Annotated in this window: 17 protein-coding genes; 6 read left to right on the plus strand and 11 right to left on the minus strand. The window is 65.6% G+C overall.

Annotation, left to right across the window (positions count from 1 at the left end):
- Window positions 1–36: 36 nt before the first annotated feature.
- From ABIB27_RS12070 to ABIB27_RS12105, 8 genes are all read right to left on the minus strand, one after another.
- Complete coding sequence (locus tag ABIB27_RS12070; RefSeq protein ID WP_354216540.1) at window positions 37–942, minus strand: DNA-formamidopyrimidine glycosylase family protein; 906 nt, start codon at window positions 940–942, stop codon at window positions 37–39.
- The gene (locus tag ABIB27_RS12075) at window positions 935–5,926 is read right to left on the minus strand and encodes an ATP-dependent helicase (protein WP_354216541.1); all 4,992 of its coding nucleotides are present in this window, start codon (window positions 5,924–5,926) and stop codon (window positions 935–937) included. The genes ABIB27_RS12070 and ABIB27_RS12075 overlap by 8 nt, the downstream gene beginning before the upstream one ends.
- Window positions 5,927–6,012: 86 nt before the next feature.
- Entirely contained in the window at window positions 6,013–7,497 is a 1,485-nt protein-coding gene (locus ABIB27_RS12080) for an FAD-dependent oxidoreductase (RefSeq protein ID WP_354216542.1), read from the minus strand.
- Between the two features lie 43 nt (window positions 7,498–7,540).
- Window positions 7,541–8,167: a DUF4232 domain-containing protein gene (locus ABIB27_RS12085; protein ID WP_354216543.1), complete on the minus strand. Its 627-nt coding sequence runs from the start codon at window positions 8,165–8,167 to the stop codon at window positions 7,541–7,543.
- Between the two features lie 111 nt (window positions 8,168–8,278).
- Entirely contained in the window at window positions 8,279–9,037 is a 759-nt protein-coding gene (locus tag ABIB27_RS12090) for a YcnI family protein (RefSeq protein WP_354216544.1), read from the minus strand.
- Window positions 9,038–9,125: 88 nt separating this feature from the next.
- A complete protein-coding gene (locus tag ABIB27_RS12095) occupies window positions 9,126–9,743 on the minus strand; it encodes a hypothetical protein (protein WP_354216545.1) in 618 nt (205 codons plus the stop codon).
- A gap of 81 nt (window positions 9,744–9,824) precedes the next feature.
- Window positions 9,825–11,210, minus strand: a complete 1,386-nt coding sequence (locus ABIB27_RS12100) for a hypothetical protein (protein WP_354216546.1) — start codon at window positions 11,208–11,210, stop codon at window positions 9,825–9,827.
- A gap of 66 nt (window positions 11,211–11,276) precedes the next feature.
- The gene (locus ABIB27_RS12105) at window positions 11,277–12,353 is read right to left on the minus strand and encodes an NAD(P)H-dependent flavin oxidoreductase (RefSeq protein WP_354216547.1); all 1,077 of its coding nucleotides are present in this window, start codon (window positions 12,351–12,353) and stop codon (window positions 11,277–11,279) included.
- Between the two features lie 175 nt (window positions 12,354–12,528).
- Here ABIB27_RS12105 and ABIB27_RS12110 point away from each other — a divergent pair, with 175 nt between their 5' ends.
- Window positions 12,529–12,873, plus strand: a complete 345-nt coding sequence (locus ABIB27_RS12110) for a hypothetical protein (RefSeq protein ID WP_354216548.1) — start codon at window positions 12,529–12,531, stop codon at window positions 12,871–12,873.
- A gap of 105 nt (window positions 12,874–12,978) precedes the next feature.
- Here the strand turns inward: ABIB27_RS12110 and ABIB27_RS12115 are convergent, their stop codons facing one another.
- Both ABIB27_RS12115 and ABIB27_RS12120 read right to left on the minus strand, forming a co-directional pair.
- Entirely contained in the window at window positions 12,979–14,127 is a 1,149-nt protein-coding gene (locus tag ABIB27_RS12115; RefSeq protein WP_354216549.1) for a cation:proton antiporter, read from the minus strand.
- A 53-nt stretch (window positions 14,128–14,180) separates the two neighbouring features.
- A complete protein-coding gene (locus ABIB27_RS12120; RefSeq protein WP_354216550.1) occupies window positions 14,181–14,621 on the minus strand; it encodes a hypothetical protein in 441 nt (146 codons plus the stop codon).
- 112 nt (window positions 14,622–14,733) lie between these two features.
- Between ABIB27_RS12120 and ABIB27_RS12125 the strand changes: the two genes are divergently transcribed.
- Genes ABIB27_RS12125 through ABIB27_RS12135 form a run of 3 tightly spaced genes read left to right on the plus strand, consistent with a single transcriptional unit; the run spans window position 14,734 to window position 15,514 of the window.
- Window positions 14,734–14,925, plus strand: coding sequence for a LacI family DNA-binding transcriptional regulator (locus ABIB27_RS12125; protein ID WP_354216551.1), 192 nt, complete (start codon window positions 14,734–14,736; stop codon window positions 14,923–14,925).
- The gene (locus tag ABIB27_RS12130; protein WP_354216552.1) at window positions 14,895–15,299 is read left to right on the plus strand and encodes a substrate-binding domain-containing protein; all 405 of its coding nucleotides are present in this window, start codon (window positions 14,895–14,897) and stop codon (window positions 15,297–15,299) included. Before ABIB27_RS12125 ends, ABIB27_RS12130 begins: the two co-directional genes overlap by 31 nt.
- Window positions 15,296–15,514, plus strand: coding sequence for a hypothetical protein (locus ABIB27_RS12135; protein WP_354216553.1), 219 nt, complete (start codon window positions 15,296–15,298; stop codon window positions 15,512–15,514). The genes ABIB27_RS12130 and ABIB27_RS12135 overlap by 4 nt, the downstream gene beginning before the upstream one ends.
- Before the next feature lie 347 nt (window positions 15,515–15,861).
- Here ABIB27_RS12135 and ABIB27_RS12140 read toward each other — a convergent pair whose 3' ends face one another.
- A complete protein-coding gene (locus ABIB27_RS12140) occupies window positions 15,862–16,977 on the minus strand; it encodes a tyrosine-type recombinase/integrase (RefSeq protein WP_354253924.1) in 1,116 nt (371 codons plus the stop codon).
- Between the two features lie 754 nt (window positions 16,978–17,731).
- On the opposite strand from ABIB27_RS12140, the gene ABIB27_RS12145 reads away from it, so the two are divergent.
- Entirely contained in the window at window positions 17,732–18,031 is a 300-nt protein-coding gene (locus ABIB27_RS12145) for a helix-turn-helix transcriptional regulator (protein ID WP_354253925.1), read from the plus strand.
- Window positions 18,028–18,633, plus strand: a complete 606-nt coding sequence (locus ABIB27_RS12150; RefSeq protein ID WP_354253926.1) for a Rep family protein — start codon at window positions 18,028–18,030, stop codon at window positions 18,631–18,633. The genes ABIB27_RS12145 and ABIB27_RS12150 overlap by 4 nt, the downstream gene beginning before the upstream one ends.
- Window positions 18,634–18,682: the final 49 nt, after the last annotated feature.

Consider the following 18,682-nt stretch of genomic DNA (forward strand, 5'->3'; position numbering starts at 1 on the left):
TGGTTCAGCCGGTTTTAACGCCCGTGGTTGATACACCTAGGCCAGCCGCGGCTGGCAATGCGGGCAGAAATAGATGTCCCGCTCTTCCTCGCCGTTGGGCTTCCCCAAAACACTGCGGCGGACGGGGGTGCCGCATTTAAGGCACGGCTGGTGTTCGCGGCGGTAGACCCAGTATCCGGGCCGGCCGGCCATTCTTCCCACCGGCATGCCGCGCGGATTCAGGATGGTGACCCGCCGTCCCGGGCCGAGGTTCGCTTCGAGCAGTTGCTTAGCATCGGCCATCATGGTCCGGAGGTCGACGACGGCGGAGACGGGCGAAGCCGGGTGGATGCCGGACAGGAAGCAGGTTTCGCAGCGGTAGATGTTGCCGATGCCCGCGAGGTTGCGCTGATCCAGCAGGGCCACACCGACGGGGACGTCCGGCGCCGCGACCATCCGACGTTCGGCTTCGGCCGGGTCCCAGTCCGTGCCCAGGAGATCCGGTCCCAGATGACCCACGATCTTGTCCTCATCGGCGGTGCGCACAACTTCCACAATTCCCAACGAGAAGCCGACGGCGTCCGCCACCGCAGTGCGCAGCACGCACCGGGCCGTGAATCCCGGCTTTCGCCAGCGTCCGCCGGGTGGATAGACCTGCCAAGCGCCTTCCATTTTCAGGTGCGAATGAATGGTGAGCTTTCGCTGCTCTGCACTGTGTTGAACGGGGCCCTGTGCGCCCGGACGCTTGGCGCCACCACCCTCCCCGTCCGGGCCTTGCCCAAAAGGTTCCACCACACGCATGAGGAGGTGTTTGCCACGCGGCACCACTTCTGTCACGGTCCACCCGGCCAGGTTCAGCGTGGCAAAACGGGGCACCCTGAAATCCGAGGCGGTGAGCGTCTGTCCGGCCAGGGCGCGGTGGAGCTGGGCAGCGGCCCGCCAGACGGAGTCCCCCTCAGGCACGGATCCTCAGCCCCTTGGGAGTGGAGTAGGCGCCCGCGGCAGCCAGTGCTTTGGCGACGGCAGTGTCCAGGATGCCGTGGCCGTTGACTTTTTCCATGATCAGCTTGTCAACAGCACCGCGGGTGACCACTCCTACCAGCGCGGTGCCTGCAGCAGACAGGATGGCTTCGTCTTCACTGAATGCAAGGAGGGTTTTGCCGCCTCGCTCCACGTAGAGGATCAGGGCGCCGTTAACCAGCACCACCAGGGCACCGGCTTTCCGTCCGGGACGGTGGCCGGTGCCGGCCTCGACATTGAGGGCAGGCCACGACAGAGCCCCGCCGTACGGGTTGGCCGGATCGGTGGCCGCGAGGGCGAGGGCAATAGGTTCGGGCTTCGCGAGCTGGCTGTCCTCGGAATAGGACCGCAGCCGGTCCACGGTGGCCGGGACGGCGAACTGGGCTGCACCGAGGTGTTCGATGAAGTACCCGCGCCGGCAGCGGCCAGCCTCCTCCAGCCGGGCCAGGACCTTGTACATCAGGCCAAAGCCGCCCAGAATCTGCTCCGCCATCACTGATCCCCGCGTCACCACGCCATACCGGTCCAGCAACAGTTCGGCCGTGGCGCGGGCGTGGATGGTGGGATCCAGCTCGGGCAAAGGCAGCGCCGACCACCGTCCGGCGGCCATCGCCGGCGTGGCCGCACCGCCGGCCGCGGAGCCGTACCGCCCGCCGCTGAGGCCGGCCGAGCCGAGCCCCGAGGAACCTAACAGGCCGGTGCCGTGGGAGCGGCCCAGCCTGCTTAACCTGGGGGCGCGTGACCGGGGTGCTTTGGCCACTTGGCGGTGGGCGGTATGGCCGCCGGCGATGAGGGCGCGGATCGGCGCGAAGGTGTCCCCGGTGATCCTCCCGGCCCAGGCCAGATCCCATAGCGCCGAAACCACGTCCTGGTCGCTCAGCACCGAGTCCATTCCGCCGGCGACGTCCGTCAGTTGCCGGAAGAAGTAGCCCCCGCCGTTTTTTCGCAGGTGATCCAGCAGCCGCTGCTGTGCATCTCCTGGCTCGTAATCGATGGCCGGGTTCAGGGTCAGGTCGGCCGAATCGGCCAAGTGCATGCTGACCCAGCCGTCGTTGCCGGGGAGTGCTCCCGCACCGGACCAGAGGACTTCACCGGCGGCCATGAGTTCGTCCAGCATGGCGGGCTGGTAGTTGGAAACCCGGCTGGCCAGCAGCAGCGGCTCCCACGCCGACGCGGGGACCGGCACGCCGGACAGCTGGTCGATTGCCGTGACGATTCCGTCCAGACCGCGCAGGGACGGCTGACCGCGGCCGGAGCCGGGGGTACGGACATGTTGCCAGACAGGGAGGAAACGTCCGTAGGCGGCCGCGTCCACCGGTTCAACTTCGGCGCGCAACGCAGCCAGCGAACGACGGCGGAGCTTCCGGAGGACTTCGGCGTCGCACCACTCGCTGGTGCTGGGTTGTTGGTGTTCCTGTTGTTGTCCCTGGGGGACCGGCTGGGGCTGTCCATCAGGTCCGACGGCTGGGCTTTCCGGCGACGCAGCGTGCGGCCGGAACTCGCCTTCGACCACACGGCCGTCGGCCGCGAGCCGCTTCAGCGCGGTGCCGACTACAGCAACGCCGAGGCCCAGCCGCGCGGCAGCTTCCATCGCGGTGAATGGTCCGTGGGTACGGGCGTAACGGGAGACAAGATCGCCGAGCGGATCGGCCACCGGTTCGATGAAGGCCAGGGGCACGCCCATGGGCAGCGGCACGCCGATGGCATCCCGCAGGCGCGCTGCGTCCTCGACAGCGGCAAATCGTTCGGCACCACCGATGTTTACCTTGATGGCGCGGTTGGCGCGCTGCAGGGCGGTCAAGTGGGCGGTGGCAAAGGCGGTATCGGCATGCGGGGTTTCGACAGGCTCAACCACCGGGGCGGCCTCAACCACCCCTTCCAACCGGGAGGCCACTTCGTCCGGTGTCAGCGGACCGAGCAACCGGAGCAGGTCCGCCACACCTTCCATTCCGCGGGCACGGCGGTCCGGTGCAAGCCGCTGGAGTTCGAACTCGGTAGCGTCGATGACTTTCGCATCGAGCAACTCACGGAGTTCCACGCGTCCGAGCAGCTCATTCAACAGCGTCGAATCCAACGCCAGTGCTGCGGCCCGGCGCTCGGCCAGGGGAGAGTCACCCTCGTAGAGGAACTGGGCCACGTACCCGAACAGCAGGGACTTGGCGAACGGCGACGGCTGCTGCGTGGTGATCTCGACGATCCTCAACTCGCGGCGTTCCACGGAGGCTGCGATGTCCTTCAGCGCCGGGAGATCGTACACGTCCTGGAGACATTCGCGGACGGTTTCCAGCACGATCGGGAAAGTGGGGTATTTCCGCGCGACGTCGAGCAGTTGCGCGGACCGTTGGCGCTGCTGCCACAGTGGCTGCCGCTTGCCCGGCGTTTGGCGGGGCAGCAGCAGGGCACGAGCGGCGCATTCCCGGAACCGCGAGGCAAACAGCGCGCTGCCGCCCACTTCCGCGGTGACAATCTGCTCCAGTTCCTCGGGATCGAACAGGAACAGCTCGGCTCCGGGCGGTTCGTCCTCCATCATGGGGACGCGGAGCACGATGCCGTCGTCAGCCGCCATGGCGGATCCGTCCATACCGTACCGCTGGTGGAGCCGCTGCCCGACGGCGAGTGCCCACGGCGCGTGCACCGGCATCCCAAACGGGCTGTGGAGGATAACCCGCCAGTCACCGAGTTCGTCGTGGAAGCGTTCCACCACCAGGGTGGTATCGCTGGGGACCACTTCGGTGGCGAGCTTTTGCTCGCTCAGGTACTGGATGAGGTTGTTCGCGGCGAACGCGTCCAGCCCGCTGGCCGTACAGCGCTCCGTGGCAGGGCCGACGTCGGACGCTGACAGTTCGCGGATGAATGTGCCGAGTGCCCGGCCCAGGTCCACCGGCCTGCCCAGGGAGTCGCCTTTCCAGAACGGCAGCTTGCCGGGCTGGCCGAAGGCCGGGGAGACCAGGACACGGTCGTGCGTAATGTCTTCGATTTTCCAGCTGGTGGCGCCGAGGGCAAAGATATCGCCCACCCTGGACTCGTACACCATCTCTTCGTCCAACTCGCCCACGCGGCGGCCTCCCTTGGCCGGGGAGGGGGTGGACGTCTTGCCATCACCGGACGGTGAGGCCGAGCCCTCAACTTCGGTGCCGACGATGTAGACGCCGAACAAACCGCGGTCAGGGATGGTGCCGCCGGAGACAACGGCCAGCCGCTGGGCGCCGGGCCGGCCTTCGATGGTGCCGGCGTTCCGGTCCCAGATAATCCGCGGCCGCAGTTCGGCGAATTCGTCGGAGGGATAGCGGCCCGCCAGCAGGTCCAGGGTTGCCTCGTACGCCGAGCGGGGAAGGGACGCGAAGGGCGCTGACCGCCGGACCGTGGCGAACCACTCCTCCACATCGATGCTGCCCAGCGCCGTGGCAGCCACGGTCTGCTGGGCCAGGATGTCCAGCGGGTTGGCAGGCACAAAAAGCCGCTCGATCTTTCCCTCGAGCATCCGTTCGACCGTGATGGCAGTGTGCACCAGGTCCGCACGGTGCTTGGGGAAAAGCACGCCCTGGGAGATTTCGCCGACCTGGTGCCCGGCACGGCCTACGCGCTGCAGGCCGCTGGCCACCGACGGCGGCGACTCCACCTGCACCACCAGATCCACCGCACCCATGTCGATGCCGAGTTCCAGGGACGACGTGGCCACAACGCACCGCAGCCGGCCGGACTTCAGGTCATCCTCGATCATGGCCCGCTGGTCCTTGGAGACTGACCCGTGGTGGGCGCGGGCCAGCAACGGATCTGCTCCAGCGGTGCTGCCGGCCTGCGCCATCATGTGGGCCGGCGTGGACGTGGATGTGGGAATGCTTGGAAGCCCCGGCTCCGCGGCCGGCGGGTCCCAGCCGCCACCGACGGCCACCAGCTGACGTTCAGCGTAGACCTCATTCAGCCGCGCCGTGAGCCGCTCAGCCAGGCGGCGCGAGTTGGCAAAAACGATGGTGGACTGGTTGGCCAGCACCAGGTCGACAATTTTTTCCTCCACATGGGGCCAGATCGACGCCTGTGGCTGCAGCCCGGAGGCCGGCCCGGAGTCAAAGGCGCCCGCCGCACCCTGGAGATCCGACATATCCTCCACAGGCACGGACACGGTCAGGTCCCAGTTTTTCCGCGACGGCGGCGCTACGATCGCCACCGGCGCGGATCCGGCCAGGAACTGGGCCACCAGCTCCCGCGGTTCCACCGTGGCCGACAGCCCGATCCGCTGGGCGGGCTTCGGCAGCAAGGCATCCAGCCGTTCCAGGGAGACCGCCAGATGCGCGCCCCGTTTGGTTCCGGCAACGGCGTGGACCTCGTCCACGATCACGGTGTCCACCTCGGTGAGGGTTTCCCGGGCCTTGGAGGTGAGCATCAGGAACAGCGATTCCGGCGTGGTGATCAGGATGTCCGGCGGGTTGCTGAGCAGCGAACGCCGGTCCGCCGTCGTCGTGTCCCCGGACCTGACCCCCACGGTGATGAGCGGAGCGGGCAGATCCAGCCGCATGGCCGTCTGCGTGATGCCGATCAGGGGCGCGCGCAGGTTCCGCTCGACGTCCACCCCAAGGGCCTTCAGCGGTGAGATGTACAGGACCCGGGTTTTGCGCTTGGGCGGCCGGGAACCGCGGCGGCCTTTGGCGGGCGCGGCGTCCAGCCTGGGCAGTTCCTGGGCCGGGGCAGGAGCCGAAACGAGCAGCCGGTCAAGGGCCCACAGAAAAGCGGCGAGCGTTTTGCCGGAGCCGGTGGGGGCTACAACCAGGGCATGCGACCCTGAGGCGATGGCGTCCCAAGCACCCTCCTGGGCAGGGGTTGGCTCCGCAAAGGCGCCCAAAAACCAGTCGCGGGTGGGGCGGCTGAACCGGCCCATTTGAGGGCCGGGCACGGCGTCCGGACGCGCTCCCGGCGGTAGCTGCTCCTGCATTCCTCCATCATGCCCTACCCCACTGACAGGGTTCCGGGGTCCACGATTGCCAGGGCCAGGACGGCCGGACCCGCGGGATGGACCAATCAACCCTGCCCTGCCCGGGGGAGGTTCTTCGTGGCGGGTCCCTCGAGAAGCTGGCCGTCACGGCTGAAACGGGAACCGTGGAGTGGGCAGTCCCAAGTCAGCTCACTGTCGTTCCAGTGCACGATTCCGCCGAGGTGGGTGCAGACGGCGGAGAGCCTGCACGTGGTTCCGTCCACTGTGGAGACCGCCACCGGCCGGATGCCGTCGCGGAAGACTTTCCCTTCGCCGTCGGGCGGTGGCGTCCCGTCAGAAGCGAGCTTCCGCCAGCCGGTGGCCAGCGTCGCAGCCACCTTGGCGTTGACGGCCACGGCCGAGAACGCGCCGGCGGCCGACGTGACCCGGTGATGGATGGTGTCCGCCCACGGGAGCTGGCCGCCCAGGATGTCGGCAGAAATCCCAAGGGCGACCGCCACGGCGTTCGTCATGCCCCACTTGTTGTAGCCGGTGCCGAAAAGAATCCGTCCCCGCCCTCGCGGCAGTTTGCCAAAGAACGGCATGAGGTTGGTGGCCTGGTAGTCCTGCGCGGACCACGTGTGGGTGGCCGCGGCGCCGGGGAAGTGTGTCCCCGCCCAGCCGAGCAGGTCCGCCAGGTGGGACTTTTCCGACGAGGTCCGCCCCACGTGATGCCCGTGCCCGCCCACGAGCAGGAGCCTGCGTCCGTCCGCCTCGTAGTCGCGGAGGGAATGCGTGGGCTCCTCGGCGGAAAGGTACATGCCCGGCGGCGGAGTGAGGCCGGGCGCCAGTTCCAGCGCCGCCGCATAGGACCGGTGCGGCTTCAGCTTCGCGAAGTAGAGGCCCCGGTCAAGTACCGGGATCCCGGTGGCCAGCACAACGTGCTCGGCCGTGACGGTGCCCTGATCCGTCTGGACTGTCAGGGGCCCGCTTCCGCTGACATCCCGCAGCCGGACCCCGCCCGCCACACTGCCGCCCCGGGCACGGATGTCACCCAGGAGCGTGTCCAGAACATCCATCGGGTTGGTCTGGGCCTGGTCCGCCAGCAGCAAGGCGCCCTGGATGGGGAAGGGGAGGCCGGCGTCGAGCACGTACTCCACGTTGAGTCCAGCGGTGGTTGCCGCGATCAGCTCCTCACGGAGCTTCTCGGCACCCCCGCCGGTGGTGGCGTACGTGTAGGCGTGCCGGCGTTGGTAGGGGACGCCGTTCTCGTCGAGGTAGCGCAGCAACCAGGCCTGCCCCTCCCGGTTGGCGTCCACGTAGGCCTGGACCTGCTTGTCCGAATACTGCCGGGACAAAGCGGCCAGGACGGTCCCCTGCAGCAGGCTGACCTTGGCCGTCGTATTTCCGGTAGTGGCAGCCCCCGGGAACCGGGCTTCGATCACCAGGATCTTCTGCCCGGACCGGGCCAGCAACAGCGCGGTGACCAGTCCGGTCAGTCCCGCCCCGGCCACCACAGTGTCGTACTTCGTGCCTGCGTTGAAGGGGTCAGGGCTGAAGGCGTTCCCGCGGTCCAACCAGATGGACGTCATGGAAGCTAAGTCTACTGACTATCGGCGGTTACGCCCATATCATCTAGGACGACTGGAAGGCTCCGATGGTCAACAGTTCGATCGCTGCGTTGCTGCAGGCCTGCCTTGGCTCGGCGAGGAACAGCGACGCCGTATCTTTCGGCGGGTAGATCCGGTAACCCGCCGCGGGGGTCAGCGCGCAGTCGGAGTAGTTGCCCGCCTGGGTATAACGGAGGACGGCGTTCCCACCCTGGCCGGGCGCCAGCAGAACGTCGGCAACGGGGGTGGACTCGTCGCGTTTGGCTGGGGCGCCGATGGGGGCACCGTTGGCGTCCGCTGTGAGGGACACTCCGGGGTAGCCCGTCAGGAGACACGGTTCGGTGCCGATATTGGTCAGGGTCAGGGTCATGTAGACGCTGCCGGCGGCCCCGCCGCCGGTGGCGTCAGTGGCCGCGGAGAGGGATGCGGCCTTGCAGAGTGCCGGACCCGCGCTCGTTGGAGGAGCGGACGACGACGGCGGCTGCGACGTGCTGGGAGCCGCCGAGGACGCCGTGGGGCTGGCTGAGCCCGTGGCGGGTTCCCTGGTGCCCTGCGGTTGCGCCTGGCTTGGAACGCATGCGGTGAGCATCAGTGCCGCCGCGGCAGCCGCCGTCGTAATCAAAAACCCTTGTGAAATTCGCTGAGACCTCATGCCATAACCTTCGCGGCAGGGGTTGCGTGAGTCAACGACGACGCGTATCCAGTGGGCGATTTGATGCCCGGATCGTGATGATCCGGGCATCAAATTGCCTGGTGAGGGCTGTTACTGGCCGGAGGTCCCGGCCGCCTGCTTGCGCGTGGCGCCGCTCCGCACAAACGCGGCACCGCCGAGGGCCAGTCCGCCGAGGCCGGCGGCGAGGCCTGCCCAACTGCGGGCGTCCGCACCGCTGTCGGTCACGGCGGCTGCCTGCTGGGTATCGGTGGAAGCGGCGTCGCCCGTGGCGGCCGCGTGGCCGTCTGCGGCGTGGGCGTCCGCTGCCTCAGAAATGGTGATGGACGGAGCCGGCGCCTTCAGGGAGTGCGGGTCCTGGCCGTCCGTGGCGATCTCAGACCAGTTCGTCAGCCCCGTTTCGCAGCTCTGCAGGGTGGGGAAGTAGAGCGTGGAGCCGGCGGCGTCGGGGAGCTTCACGGACAGCACCAGGGCGTCGCGCAGTTCGTGGGCCAGCAGGGTCCTAGCCGTGTAGACGATCTGGCTGGTTCGCTTGGTGATGGACGAGCCGTCGGCCAGTTTTTTGGGCTCGGCGAGCTGTTCAGTCACCTTTTCCACGGTCCAGTTCGGGTTCACCGTGGGCTGGGCGTCGTTGAGCTCTGCCGGCAGCGTGATGGCCACCTTGGTGGTGCTGGACTCCTCGCAACCGTGCGGGATGCCGAAGGTCAGCAGCGCGTAGGAGTTGGCCGCGGTCTTGTCCGGGGTGACGCCAACGTGGGCCGACGCGCCGGCGGCGGCGGTGAGCAGGAGGGCGGCGGTGCCGGCAGCGGCGGCGGCCGAGGTGAGGGCACGGCGGAGGACGGTGGTGTTCATGGGTGGGCCTTTCGGACGCACGCCCGTTTCGGGCGTGCGGAGGTAGAGGGGTTGGGCCCGTCCAGCGGTGGGTCCGGTACGGGCTGGGTCAGGGAAGCGCGACGACGGAAGGCGGGCCGCGCCGGCTGTGTTGCCTGAGGTTCCGCCAGGGGAGGTGGGGGAGAGCCGCCGGTGGGCCGGGCACCGCCGGCAGGGGACCGGCGTCGGGCGCTAATGCTTCGGGGAGCCGGACGACGGGCCCGAGCCACACCGCGAGTGACCAGAGGGCAGCCTCACCCTTGGCGAGGAGGAGCGCGCACGCGACGGTTGCCACGGTGTGGGCCGCGAGCATCAGGATGCCCGCGGGCGAACCCGCGGCGTGGATGTGACCGGCGTCCAGCGTGGGGATGGCTGCGCCGGAAAGGTGGTGGGCGGCCGCAGGCGCGTGGCTGCCTGTTTGGACCGGACCGCTGAAGGTCGTGAACACTTCGTGCAGTGCGAACTGCCCGGCACCCAGCACGGTGGTCATGGTGGCGACATTCAGCTTTAGCCGGGTGGCGGTGTTGGCCGTCAGGACTGTCAGTGCGAGGACGGCGAGCAGGATGCCTGGGGCTGGGAGATCACCGCCGCCCAGGACGTGTGCCCCGGAGGCGAGGGCCAGGATCCCCGTGGACAGCGACGCGGCACGGAGGGAATGGAAGGGAGCCCGGGCATGGTGAGTTCGCACGGATCCTCCCTGGATTCGATGCTGGCGGCAGCGTGCCGGCTGGTGCGGGCCACTGTGGGGGCCCGCGGCGACGTTCAGATTCTACCGGCCTTGAGGCGGGCGGCCGCTCCGTGGCGGGCCATGCAGGGCGACGACGTTGGACCCGGAATCCAGCACCTGGGCTGGCTGGTCCGCGGGATTCAGGAACCCCATGGCCTGCTGGACGCACTGGATGGCCACGGGTGGAACAACATAGTCCGTGCCGGTCTCCACCAGCCCGAGCTCAGCGAGCAAGGTGAGTTTATGCTTTGCCTCAAAGGCCGCGAACGACGCGTAGATTTCTTCGAAGCCGGTTGCATGGAGATTGGCCGCGTCGGATTCCGGATCGTCGACGTCGGTGTCCCCCGGATAGGTGTTCTCAAGATCGGTGTCACTCAGGAAGGAGCCCGCAAGGTCCATCGATGCCAGACTTTCGAGTTCGGCCACGGGCATCGGCTCGTCGGTGCTGCCATACGCAAGGACGGCCAGCAGCGTGCCGGCGACTGCTTCCTGGTCCCACACCTGATCCACATCGGTGAGGACTCCAACGAGGACAACCAACGAAAGCGCCCGGCGGAGGGCGAGCCGGTCTTCGATTTTTGCGCTGTTCCAAGCGGCTGCTTCCTGGCTTGGAACGGCACGGGTGGAGCCGAGCTTGATCAGGCCGGTACCCACCAGTGCCGCCCAGATTTCGCGGAGCACTGGCACGTCATGCATCGTGCCCACTTGCAGCGTTTGCGGCCGGCCCTCAGCAGCTTCCAGCTCGAAAAGCGCCGCAGGTCGCCCCGCAGCGCGCTTTCCGCGGGCCAGGACGCCGACTGCTGCGGCGGCCGGCTCGATGTCCTTCAGCCGCAGGGCGCCGGTACTGGTGACGTCCTTGCCCGTTCCCAGCCATTCCAGGAGGGAGGAGGCCCGCTGGATGAGCGGCATGGCTTCGAAGGCGGCGTCCTGCTCCTCGTCGCTGAGGTCAGGCACCTGGATGTCCGGAAGGCTCGGGGTTGCTGAGGCGATGCCGCTTCCGAGTGCCGAATGGAGTTCCTCATAAGCTTCCGCGGAGCCGGTCCAGCGGCCGGTCCCCTTCAGGAAGTGGATAAAAGAGTGCAATGCGAAGTAGATGTTGTGGAACGCATCATCAAATTCTTCAGGGTCCAGGGACACCGCTATCGATCCGGCCGCGGCCTCCACGCCCTCACTGTCAATGGCCGTGGCTGAGCTCGTTCCGTTGATGGCGTGCTGTGCGGTGAGGAAGAGTTTGACCAGCTCGAGGCACTCGAAGGCGTCGGCAGGATCAGGGAATTCAGTGGTGTGCTGAATGAAGTCAACGGCCATCGAATCAATCACCCGATGGTTCAAAACCAGTTGCAGGGGCATCTTGGGGGCCGACGGTACCGCCTTGAGGTGCCGCTGGTTCTTGCTTTTGGTCTTGGACTTGCCGGTTCTTTTGGTCAAGGGATGTGCCTCCGGTCCTCGTTGGGGATTGGCCTTTGTTTGTTCCGCGGGTTATTGGGGAGCTTACTAAACCGCGCTCCCGGCGAGGAGTTCGGACAGCACTTCAGCGGCAGTTTCGTGGCGAATCAGTGGCGTGGCCTGGCCTGCCCACAGCGACATCAGCTCCGTGTTGCCCTGGGCCGCCGCTTGCGGCCGGAAACGGCCGGTCAGCCAGTTCTGGACGGGGAAGGGGGCTCTTTCCGTGACTTGCGAGAGTTCGCCGATGATGCGATTGGGGATGCCGCGCGCCAATCGACCGCTCAGAACGCGTGTGAGCACTGTTTCCCCTGCGGCCGCGCTGTGGAGGAGGTGTCGATAGGCCGGCACGGCGGCGGATTCCCGGGTAGCCAGGAACGCCGAGCCCACCTGGACTGCGTCTGCGCCGAGGGCCCGTGCGGCAGCGTAGCCGCGGTGGTCCGCGATGCCGCCGGCAGCGATCACCGGGATCCTGATGGCGTCCACTACCTGGGGCACCAGAGCGAAGGTGCCAATAAGGGATTCTTCCGCGGGCTTCAGAAAAGAGACCCGGTGGCCGCCGGACTCCATGCCGCTGGCAACCACGGCATCCACGCCGCCGGCTTCCAGGGCAACTGCTTCGGCCACGGTGGTGGCGGTGCCGATCAGTACAATTCCAAGGCGATGGGCCTCCTCCACAAGTTCCGGGGCCGGTACGCCGAAGACAAAACTCACGACGGCGGGACCCGCCTCGAGCGTGGCAGCCACCTGCTCGTCGTAGTCCGGCATGTATTGGCCGGGCATTTCCGGAAGGGGGAGCCCCACTTCGTCGAAGTAGGGCTTCAGCGTTCCGACGTACTGGTCGAAGTCCGTGTGTGGGATGGAAGTGGTTTCGTCGCCGGTGGGAATCCAGAGGTTGAGGGCGAACGGCTTGGCAGTGGCGTTCCTGAGCTGGGCCGCGGTGGTGAGGATGGCGTCGGAGCTGTAGCCGTACAGGCCGTAGGAACCCAGCCCGCCGCCGTCGCTCACTGCTGCCGTAAGCTCCACCGACGATACTCCGCCGAAGGGCCCCAGAACCACCGGAACGTCCGTACCAAGGAGTTCAGTGATGCGGTTCGGCCGGGCGGAGGTGCGGTGATCGGGCGTCATGTGGGCTCCTGGAAGGTCACGGTGGCTTCGGGTCCAGTCTCGCAGGGCCGCCTCCTGGCCCCAAGTTGGGGTGGATTTTGGGACGTTCCCCTGCTGGTTCGTCGGGGTATGTACCCGGACATGGGGCCCGGCTAGACTGCTGGCGTAAGTCGCCAACTACCTCAGGGAGAACACGATGAACTACTCAGGCACTGGCAACGAAAAAGCGGTTTTGGCCAGCGAGCTCAACCGGACGCATGTGGGTCAGACGGTCAGCTTCGAACCGGACGAATTCACACTTGTGTTCGGCAAGATTGGCGCGATAGCCCGGAAGGAAGGCGGAGTCACCATTGCCTTGCGGGGTGTGGAAGGAAGCGGCGGCCTGCAGTCCAGTTACAGCCTCCCTGGCACTCAGCATGTGTATCTCCAGCCGGACATGCTGACGAACACCGAGTCCACCATCAAGGATCTTTTCGGCAAGGTCCAGGAAAACCTCCGCGGCGGCGGACACAAGGGAGAAGACAAAACGGACAAGCTGTAGCCGGTCAGCCTTTGGAGAGACGGCTTCGGCCGCGGAACAGCAGGGTTCTTCTGACGTGGTTACCCAGGGCTGCCTTGGCCGCTCCTTGCGGCCGCGGGCGGCACGCTAGGGCGCTTTTTGCATGCGCATTCCGTACGCGAGTGCTGCCCGGGCGCCTGCCGCAGCGCTCGCTCCGATGCTGAGGAGGGCCCCCAGGATTATGGCCGCTGCTTCGCCGGGTTCCAGCAAGTGCAATTGTGAGCCGATAGTGGCGGCGGCGACTGGAACACCCAGCTGGGATGCCGACATCAGTGCCAGCGGCAGTGGTTGGCCCAGAATCCGCAGGCTTGCGTGCACCAGCAGTGTGCCGATTCCCAAGCACAACCCCAGGAGGATCATCCGGGGACTGCCAGCCAAGGCGCTCAAATCCAAGGATGCGCCCAGCCAGACGAAGAACACGGGCCCCAGAAATCCGTCGTTCACCGCAAACAGCTGATGCGCCAGGCGCCGCGGCTCGCCGACGGCGGAGACCACCAGACCGAAGGAAAACCCTGCCAGCATGATGGAGACATGCCCTGCGACGGCCAGCCCTGCAAGTGCGAACAGCAAAGCTAGTTGGATGCGCAGTTCAAGGGCGAACTTCCGGTCCTCGGACACGTCGTGCATCCGGGCCCGTGTACCGTTGCGCTCTAGGCTGCGCAGGACGAAGTAGAGGATCGCTGCGCAACCGGCAACGGCCGCGGCTCCGAGGGCGGCCCGCCCGGCATTTGGTGGGTCAACAGCCAGCGGAAGAGCAACAATGCACGCGATGTCGGCGATCGCCACTTGCGCCGTGGTGGTCAGGACCTTGGGCCCGGACAGCCGCAAGGAATCGATGATCGGCAGCACCAGCGCCGCTGAGGACGATGCCAGCAGAACGACGTATAAGGGGGCGTGGCCGGTGCCGAATGACAGGGCGATCAGGATTCCGACGACGGCGGCGAGCGCTGCCGCGATCCCGGCGCGGAGGGCTCCGGTACCGAGCGCGGGACGGAGGGCCTTATCCCTGACGGGAACGTGCGTGCCGGCGACGAACATAACTAGGGCGAATCCAACGTCGGCCGCGAAGGTGAACGTGGGATCCGTCGAATCCACCAGCCCCAGCCCCGTCCGCCCGATGGCGATGCCCGCCACGAGTTGTCCCAGCACTACGGGAAGGTGCCACTTTTGGGGCAGTGCGAGCAGCGGGCCGAGCAAGGCAACGGTGGCGATCAGCGAAAGCTGAAAAAATGACACGTGCCTCCTCTCCTGGCGTTCTGTGATTGGCGCCCCGAGGAACGCGGTGGCAGTTACTGTGGCAGCCGGGCCAGTTTGAGCGGGATGTCCGTGTTCTCGTCCGTGTAGTAACTGGCGCAGACCCGGTGGTAGCCGTCCGCGACCTGCGCGGGAACGCCGCTGGCCAGGTCGCCGCAGACCATCAGGATGGGCGAGAGCCGTTTGCCGTCCCTGATTTTCTTCAGGTCCGAAGCCACATGGGCGTTGTCCGGAGGCAGCAGCACCAACCGGGCGGCCCGGAGGATGTCTTTGGCCTTGCGGTGCTCGATCGGGGCATCCCTGAGCGCCGAGACGAGGGAGCCGGCCACGTCGTCCGCAGCCAGCAAGGACAGGTAGCTGGACGCGTTCGGATAATCCTGGTCCTCGGGTGCGGGCAGCCAGAGAACTTCGCTTTTGTCTTCACCGTGCATGGCGTTCTCCCTTGGTGGCACCGCGGCGCGGATGATGGTGCTCAACAGTACTTACGCACCGAGACGACGGTCAACGCTGCGTTCAATCGAAAGGCCTCAAAGTCGTAGCCACGCAGGCCTTCCCTTTGCCACGGCTCCCGCTGAGGGGCGATATCCCATGCCGAGGACACGCAAGACGCCGGGCGGCCGGTCCCAGGCGGACGAGGACGTGCGGCGCGAGGGACTGACGGTCCGGATGGAAGACGTGGCGCGGGCCGCCAATGTGTCCCGCGCGACAGTCTCCCAAGTGCTGGTGGGCAACCCGCCGGTCTCCGCTCCATGGCGGTTCATCTGGAGGGCCGCGGGCTGACCGTCCACCGGGTCGACACCGACGCCTTCGGCCAGCCGACTGCCGGCATCGCCCGGATCGTGGACCTGGCTCGCGACGGCGCGGCCACAGCCGCCATGTTCCCCAACGACAACCGGGCCATGATCTTCCTCCGCGCGGCCCGCGCCGCCGGCCTCGACGTCCCGGGCGACGTATCGGTGACAGGTTGCGATGGCATCATCCAGGGCTTGGACCTGATCGGACTGGCGACTCTGCGCATCCCGGTGGAGCAAGTCGCGGCGCGCGGGGTTGAAGTCCTCGAACGTCTCATGAATGATCCGGGCGGGACCGAGGTCCGGCACAAAAAGTTCACCGGCCAATTCGTGCCCGGGGCAACTTTGGGCCCGTCGTCGTGAACAAGCCGACACCCGCCCGGCTGGCCGATGGCCGGGAACTGCTCTATTTCCACGACGCCGGCGCCCCGGGAACTTCCGGGCACCCGTTCCCGGACAAGCGTGACCTGCCGGCACGTCCACCGCTGGCTGAAATGCGGTTATACCCGATGCTGCGCCAGTGGGTCGCCTTCGCCGCACATCGGCAGACCCGCCACTCATCTGCCGCCGGCCGATGAATGCCCGTTGTGTCCCAGCGCCGGCGCGAGGGCCACAGGGATCCTTCTCTCTTGATCAGCCGGTGGGGCAACAATCGAGTTTGGACGAGAATCTTCGGGAACGGGGGTCAGCCCACCCCTGGCCAAAGGACTGGACACAACCGGCCAGTGGGCACCGCCATGGGGCAAAGCAAAGGCCCCGGTTACCTGTGTTTACACGGAACCGGGGCCTTTCTCATTGGCGGTGACGGTGGGATTTGAACCCATATCGTCGCCCGCACTGTTACGCGGAAAATTGCAAAAAGTGCTGACATTCCAGCAAATAACGGCACCGATGGTCACGCTGTTTCACGGGTACTAACGCCGAGTCACAGCTTTTCCTTTGCCAATTTTTTGCCAATGAGCTGATCGTGTCGAGCTGCGTCGAGTGCTCCCGCCACGGTGTCCAGGTCGTCTTCGAACAGGTCAGCGTAGCGGTCCAGCGTCATCGCAGCAGAGGCATGTCCGAGCATTCGCTGCAGGACTTTGATGTTGGCGCCGGCGCTAATGGCCAGGGACGCAGCGGTGTGCCTGAGGTCGTGAGGTGTCAAGGTCGGAAACTCCGAGTGCTGCACTTGTGCGCGCTTCCTGGCTGCACTAAACCATCCACTGATGGCGTTGCCAGGGCGGAGATACTTCACGCCGTCGCCCCAGAGCAGTGCATCGCGTTTCTTGCCCCGACATGCCGCCTCAACCGCTGGGCCAAGAAATGCCGGGTAGACGACAGATCGCTTCTCATGGGACTTTGGTGTGCCGACAACGATCTGTCCGTTGACGCTCACGGCGTTCTCTTCGATCTGTGCGCGTCGCCCCGACTGGTCAATATGCCGGACCCGCAATCCCGTAGCCTCCCCCCACCTGAGTCCTGTGTATGCGAGGAAACGCAGGAAGTCAGGGTATTTTGACTCGGCGGCAAGTTCTTCCACCTGACTGTGCGTCAGGTATGCGCGCGGTGCACTGGTCTTTCGCGCCACCTTGACGCCCTGGGCTGGGTTGGTGGAGATCCGCTTGTCCTCCGCGGCATCGTGGAGTATTCCAGAGAGCACCCCGAGGCATCGAGAAACCGTCGTGGGGCTTCGTGTCTCGGAAAGCTTTGCGACCCAGGCTTTGATTTCCGTACGGCGCAGCGAGGAGACGGCCCGGGCCCCCCACATTGGCTGTACGTGAACGCGCCAGGCACTCTCGTCACTGTGGAATGTTGAAGGTTTCACGTTGTGTTTGTGGGCAGTGAGCCAGTCTGTAGCAAGCGTTTCAAGTGTTGTCCTGCCGTCACTCGGCGCTATGTACTGCCCATGCCGCTTGGAGACTTCAACGGCATCCAGGTAGGCCTGCGCATCCCGCTTGAGCTTGAACCCGCGTTTCTGCCCCTGGGCATTGTTGGGCTTCTTGTACAGAACGCGGTACCACTTCCCGCTCTTGTTCTCGTATGCGTGGATACTCCCCATGCCGTACCTTTTCTGCAGCTGTCGTGGTGCGGGCGAACTGTGTGTAAACGTGAGTCTAGTCGTCTGGCAGCAGGCCCTCCGGGCTGTAGAGAGTGCCCGGACCTACGTCTTGCCCGCGGTATGTACCGTTTTCCGTTTCAAAAATGGTACAAAAGCGCTACACAGTTTTCGTTGATAAATCAGTGGATTCGGGGAGTTAGCGGCCGTGCCATTTGTACCGCCAAATTTGAACCCTTAGACCGTCTCCAAAATATTTGAAGTACGGTGTGCTCAACTGTGCTGGGCGACCCCAATCTAATGTGTCTGATGACCAACATCCCTTACGGTTGCTGGGATCGCCACGCGCATGCCCGCATGACATTTCTCTTGAGTGAGACACGAGGCGACCCGTGCCAAACTGTGCTCGTTACTCCCTGGATTGGCTGCCGATCCTCCGTCGCTTCCGGGTAATCATTGGTCTCGGCGAGTAAACGAAAATGGATTAGGTTATAGGAGCCCAAACTGTGCTCAACTGTGCTCGCTTCACACTAGGTTGGCGATCTATTTCCAGCTGGGCGTGAATGGGTGCAAATTTGTTTAAATGTGGGTATAGTGGTCGGCATTAGACCGAACGCCCCGAAATATATAACAAGGGGTAGGGAGAAATAGTCTCCCGCCAAGTGGATGCGCACCGCACCGGTGCACAGCTGACATAGCAGCCTGAAAAGACTCGTTGGATGATCCTCTTGCCGCTGAAAAGCCGCAAGGGACCCCTATGTCTACGACTGTTTCCATCAACCGCCAGACGATCAGCTCGCTCGCCGAGCGCTTGGCCGCTATCGAGCGCGACCTAGCCGGAGCACGAGTTCCGGTGTTGGACGGTCTTCTTACCCCACCTGTTCTCGCTGCGCGCCTGGAAGTAACGGAGCGCACTCTCAGTGAGTGGCGCATCACGGGCCGTGGTCCCGTGTTTATCCGACTGGGCAAGACAGTCCGCTACCGGCCCGAGGCCGTCGATACCTGGCTGCTCGCTCAGGAACACCAAAGCACCTCTGAGGAGGTGCGCTATTCATGACGGCAAAAAGAAACCGCCCCACTGCGACTAACAATGGGACGGCCGAAAAATTGAACAACTCAGAAACCCAGCCTACCGCCCAAGTGTCCAGTGCGGTGCCGACAGGACCTGAACGTTTTCGCGGCTTCAAGATAACGCAGAACTTGCATCATCCGGAGACGGGCGAAGTGCTGATGACGCCCGTTCAGCTGCAGATTGGGCTTGACCATCGTTCGATCACCAAATGGGCGTGGATCGAGCACGACATGGATGTTCATAACGACGGCGGCTCGGTTGCTCCGCACCTACATATCGCGGTGCAGTGCGAGAACGCTCGCAGTCGTGAACAGATTGCGAGCTGGTTCGACGTGCCGGTGGAATTGGTCAAACCGTTGGGTGGACGCGGTGCATTCATCAGCTACGTCCGTTATTTGACCCATGAGGATCCAAACCAGCAGGCGCTAGGCAAGCACCGGTACCCGGACACGAGCGTCGTAGCTGACTTTGACTGGCGCAGCGAGGTTGATGCGCATTTTGCCAAGTCCCTGAAGCTCTCGAAGCGTCTGGACGACGTCAAGCTAGGTGCGTGGGTCGGTAATTGTTTGAGGGTTCCTCAGGTTTGAGCCGTAACGGCCCGAGGCCGGTTTCCTTGTCTTGGAAAGGGGCCGGCCT

Origin of the sequence: Arthrobacter sp. UYEF21, assembly GCF_040546085.1 — a bacterium.
Classification (GTDB): domain Bacteria; phylum Actinomycetota; class Actinomycetes; order Actinomycetales; family Micrococcaceae; genus Arthrobacter.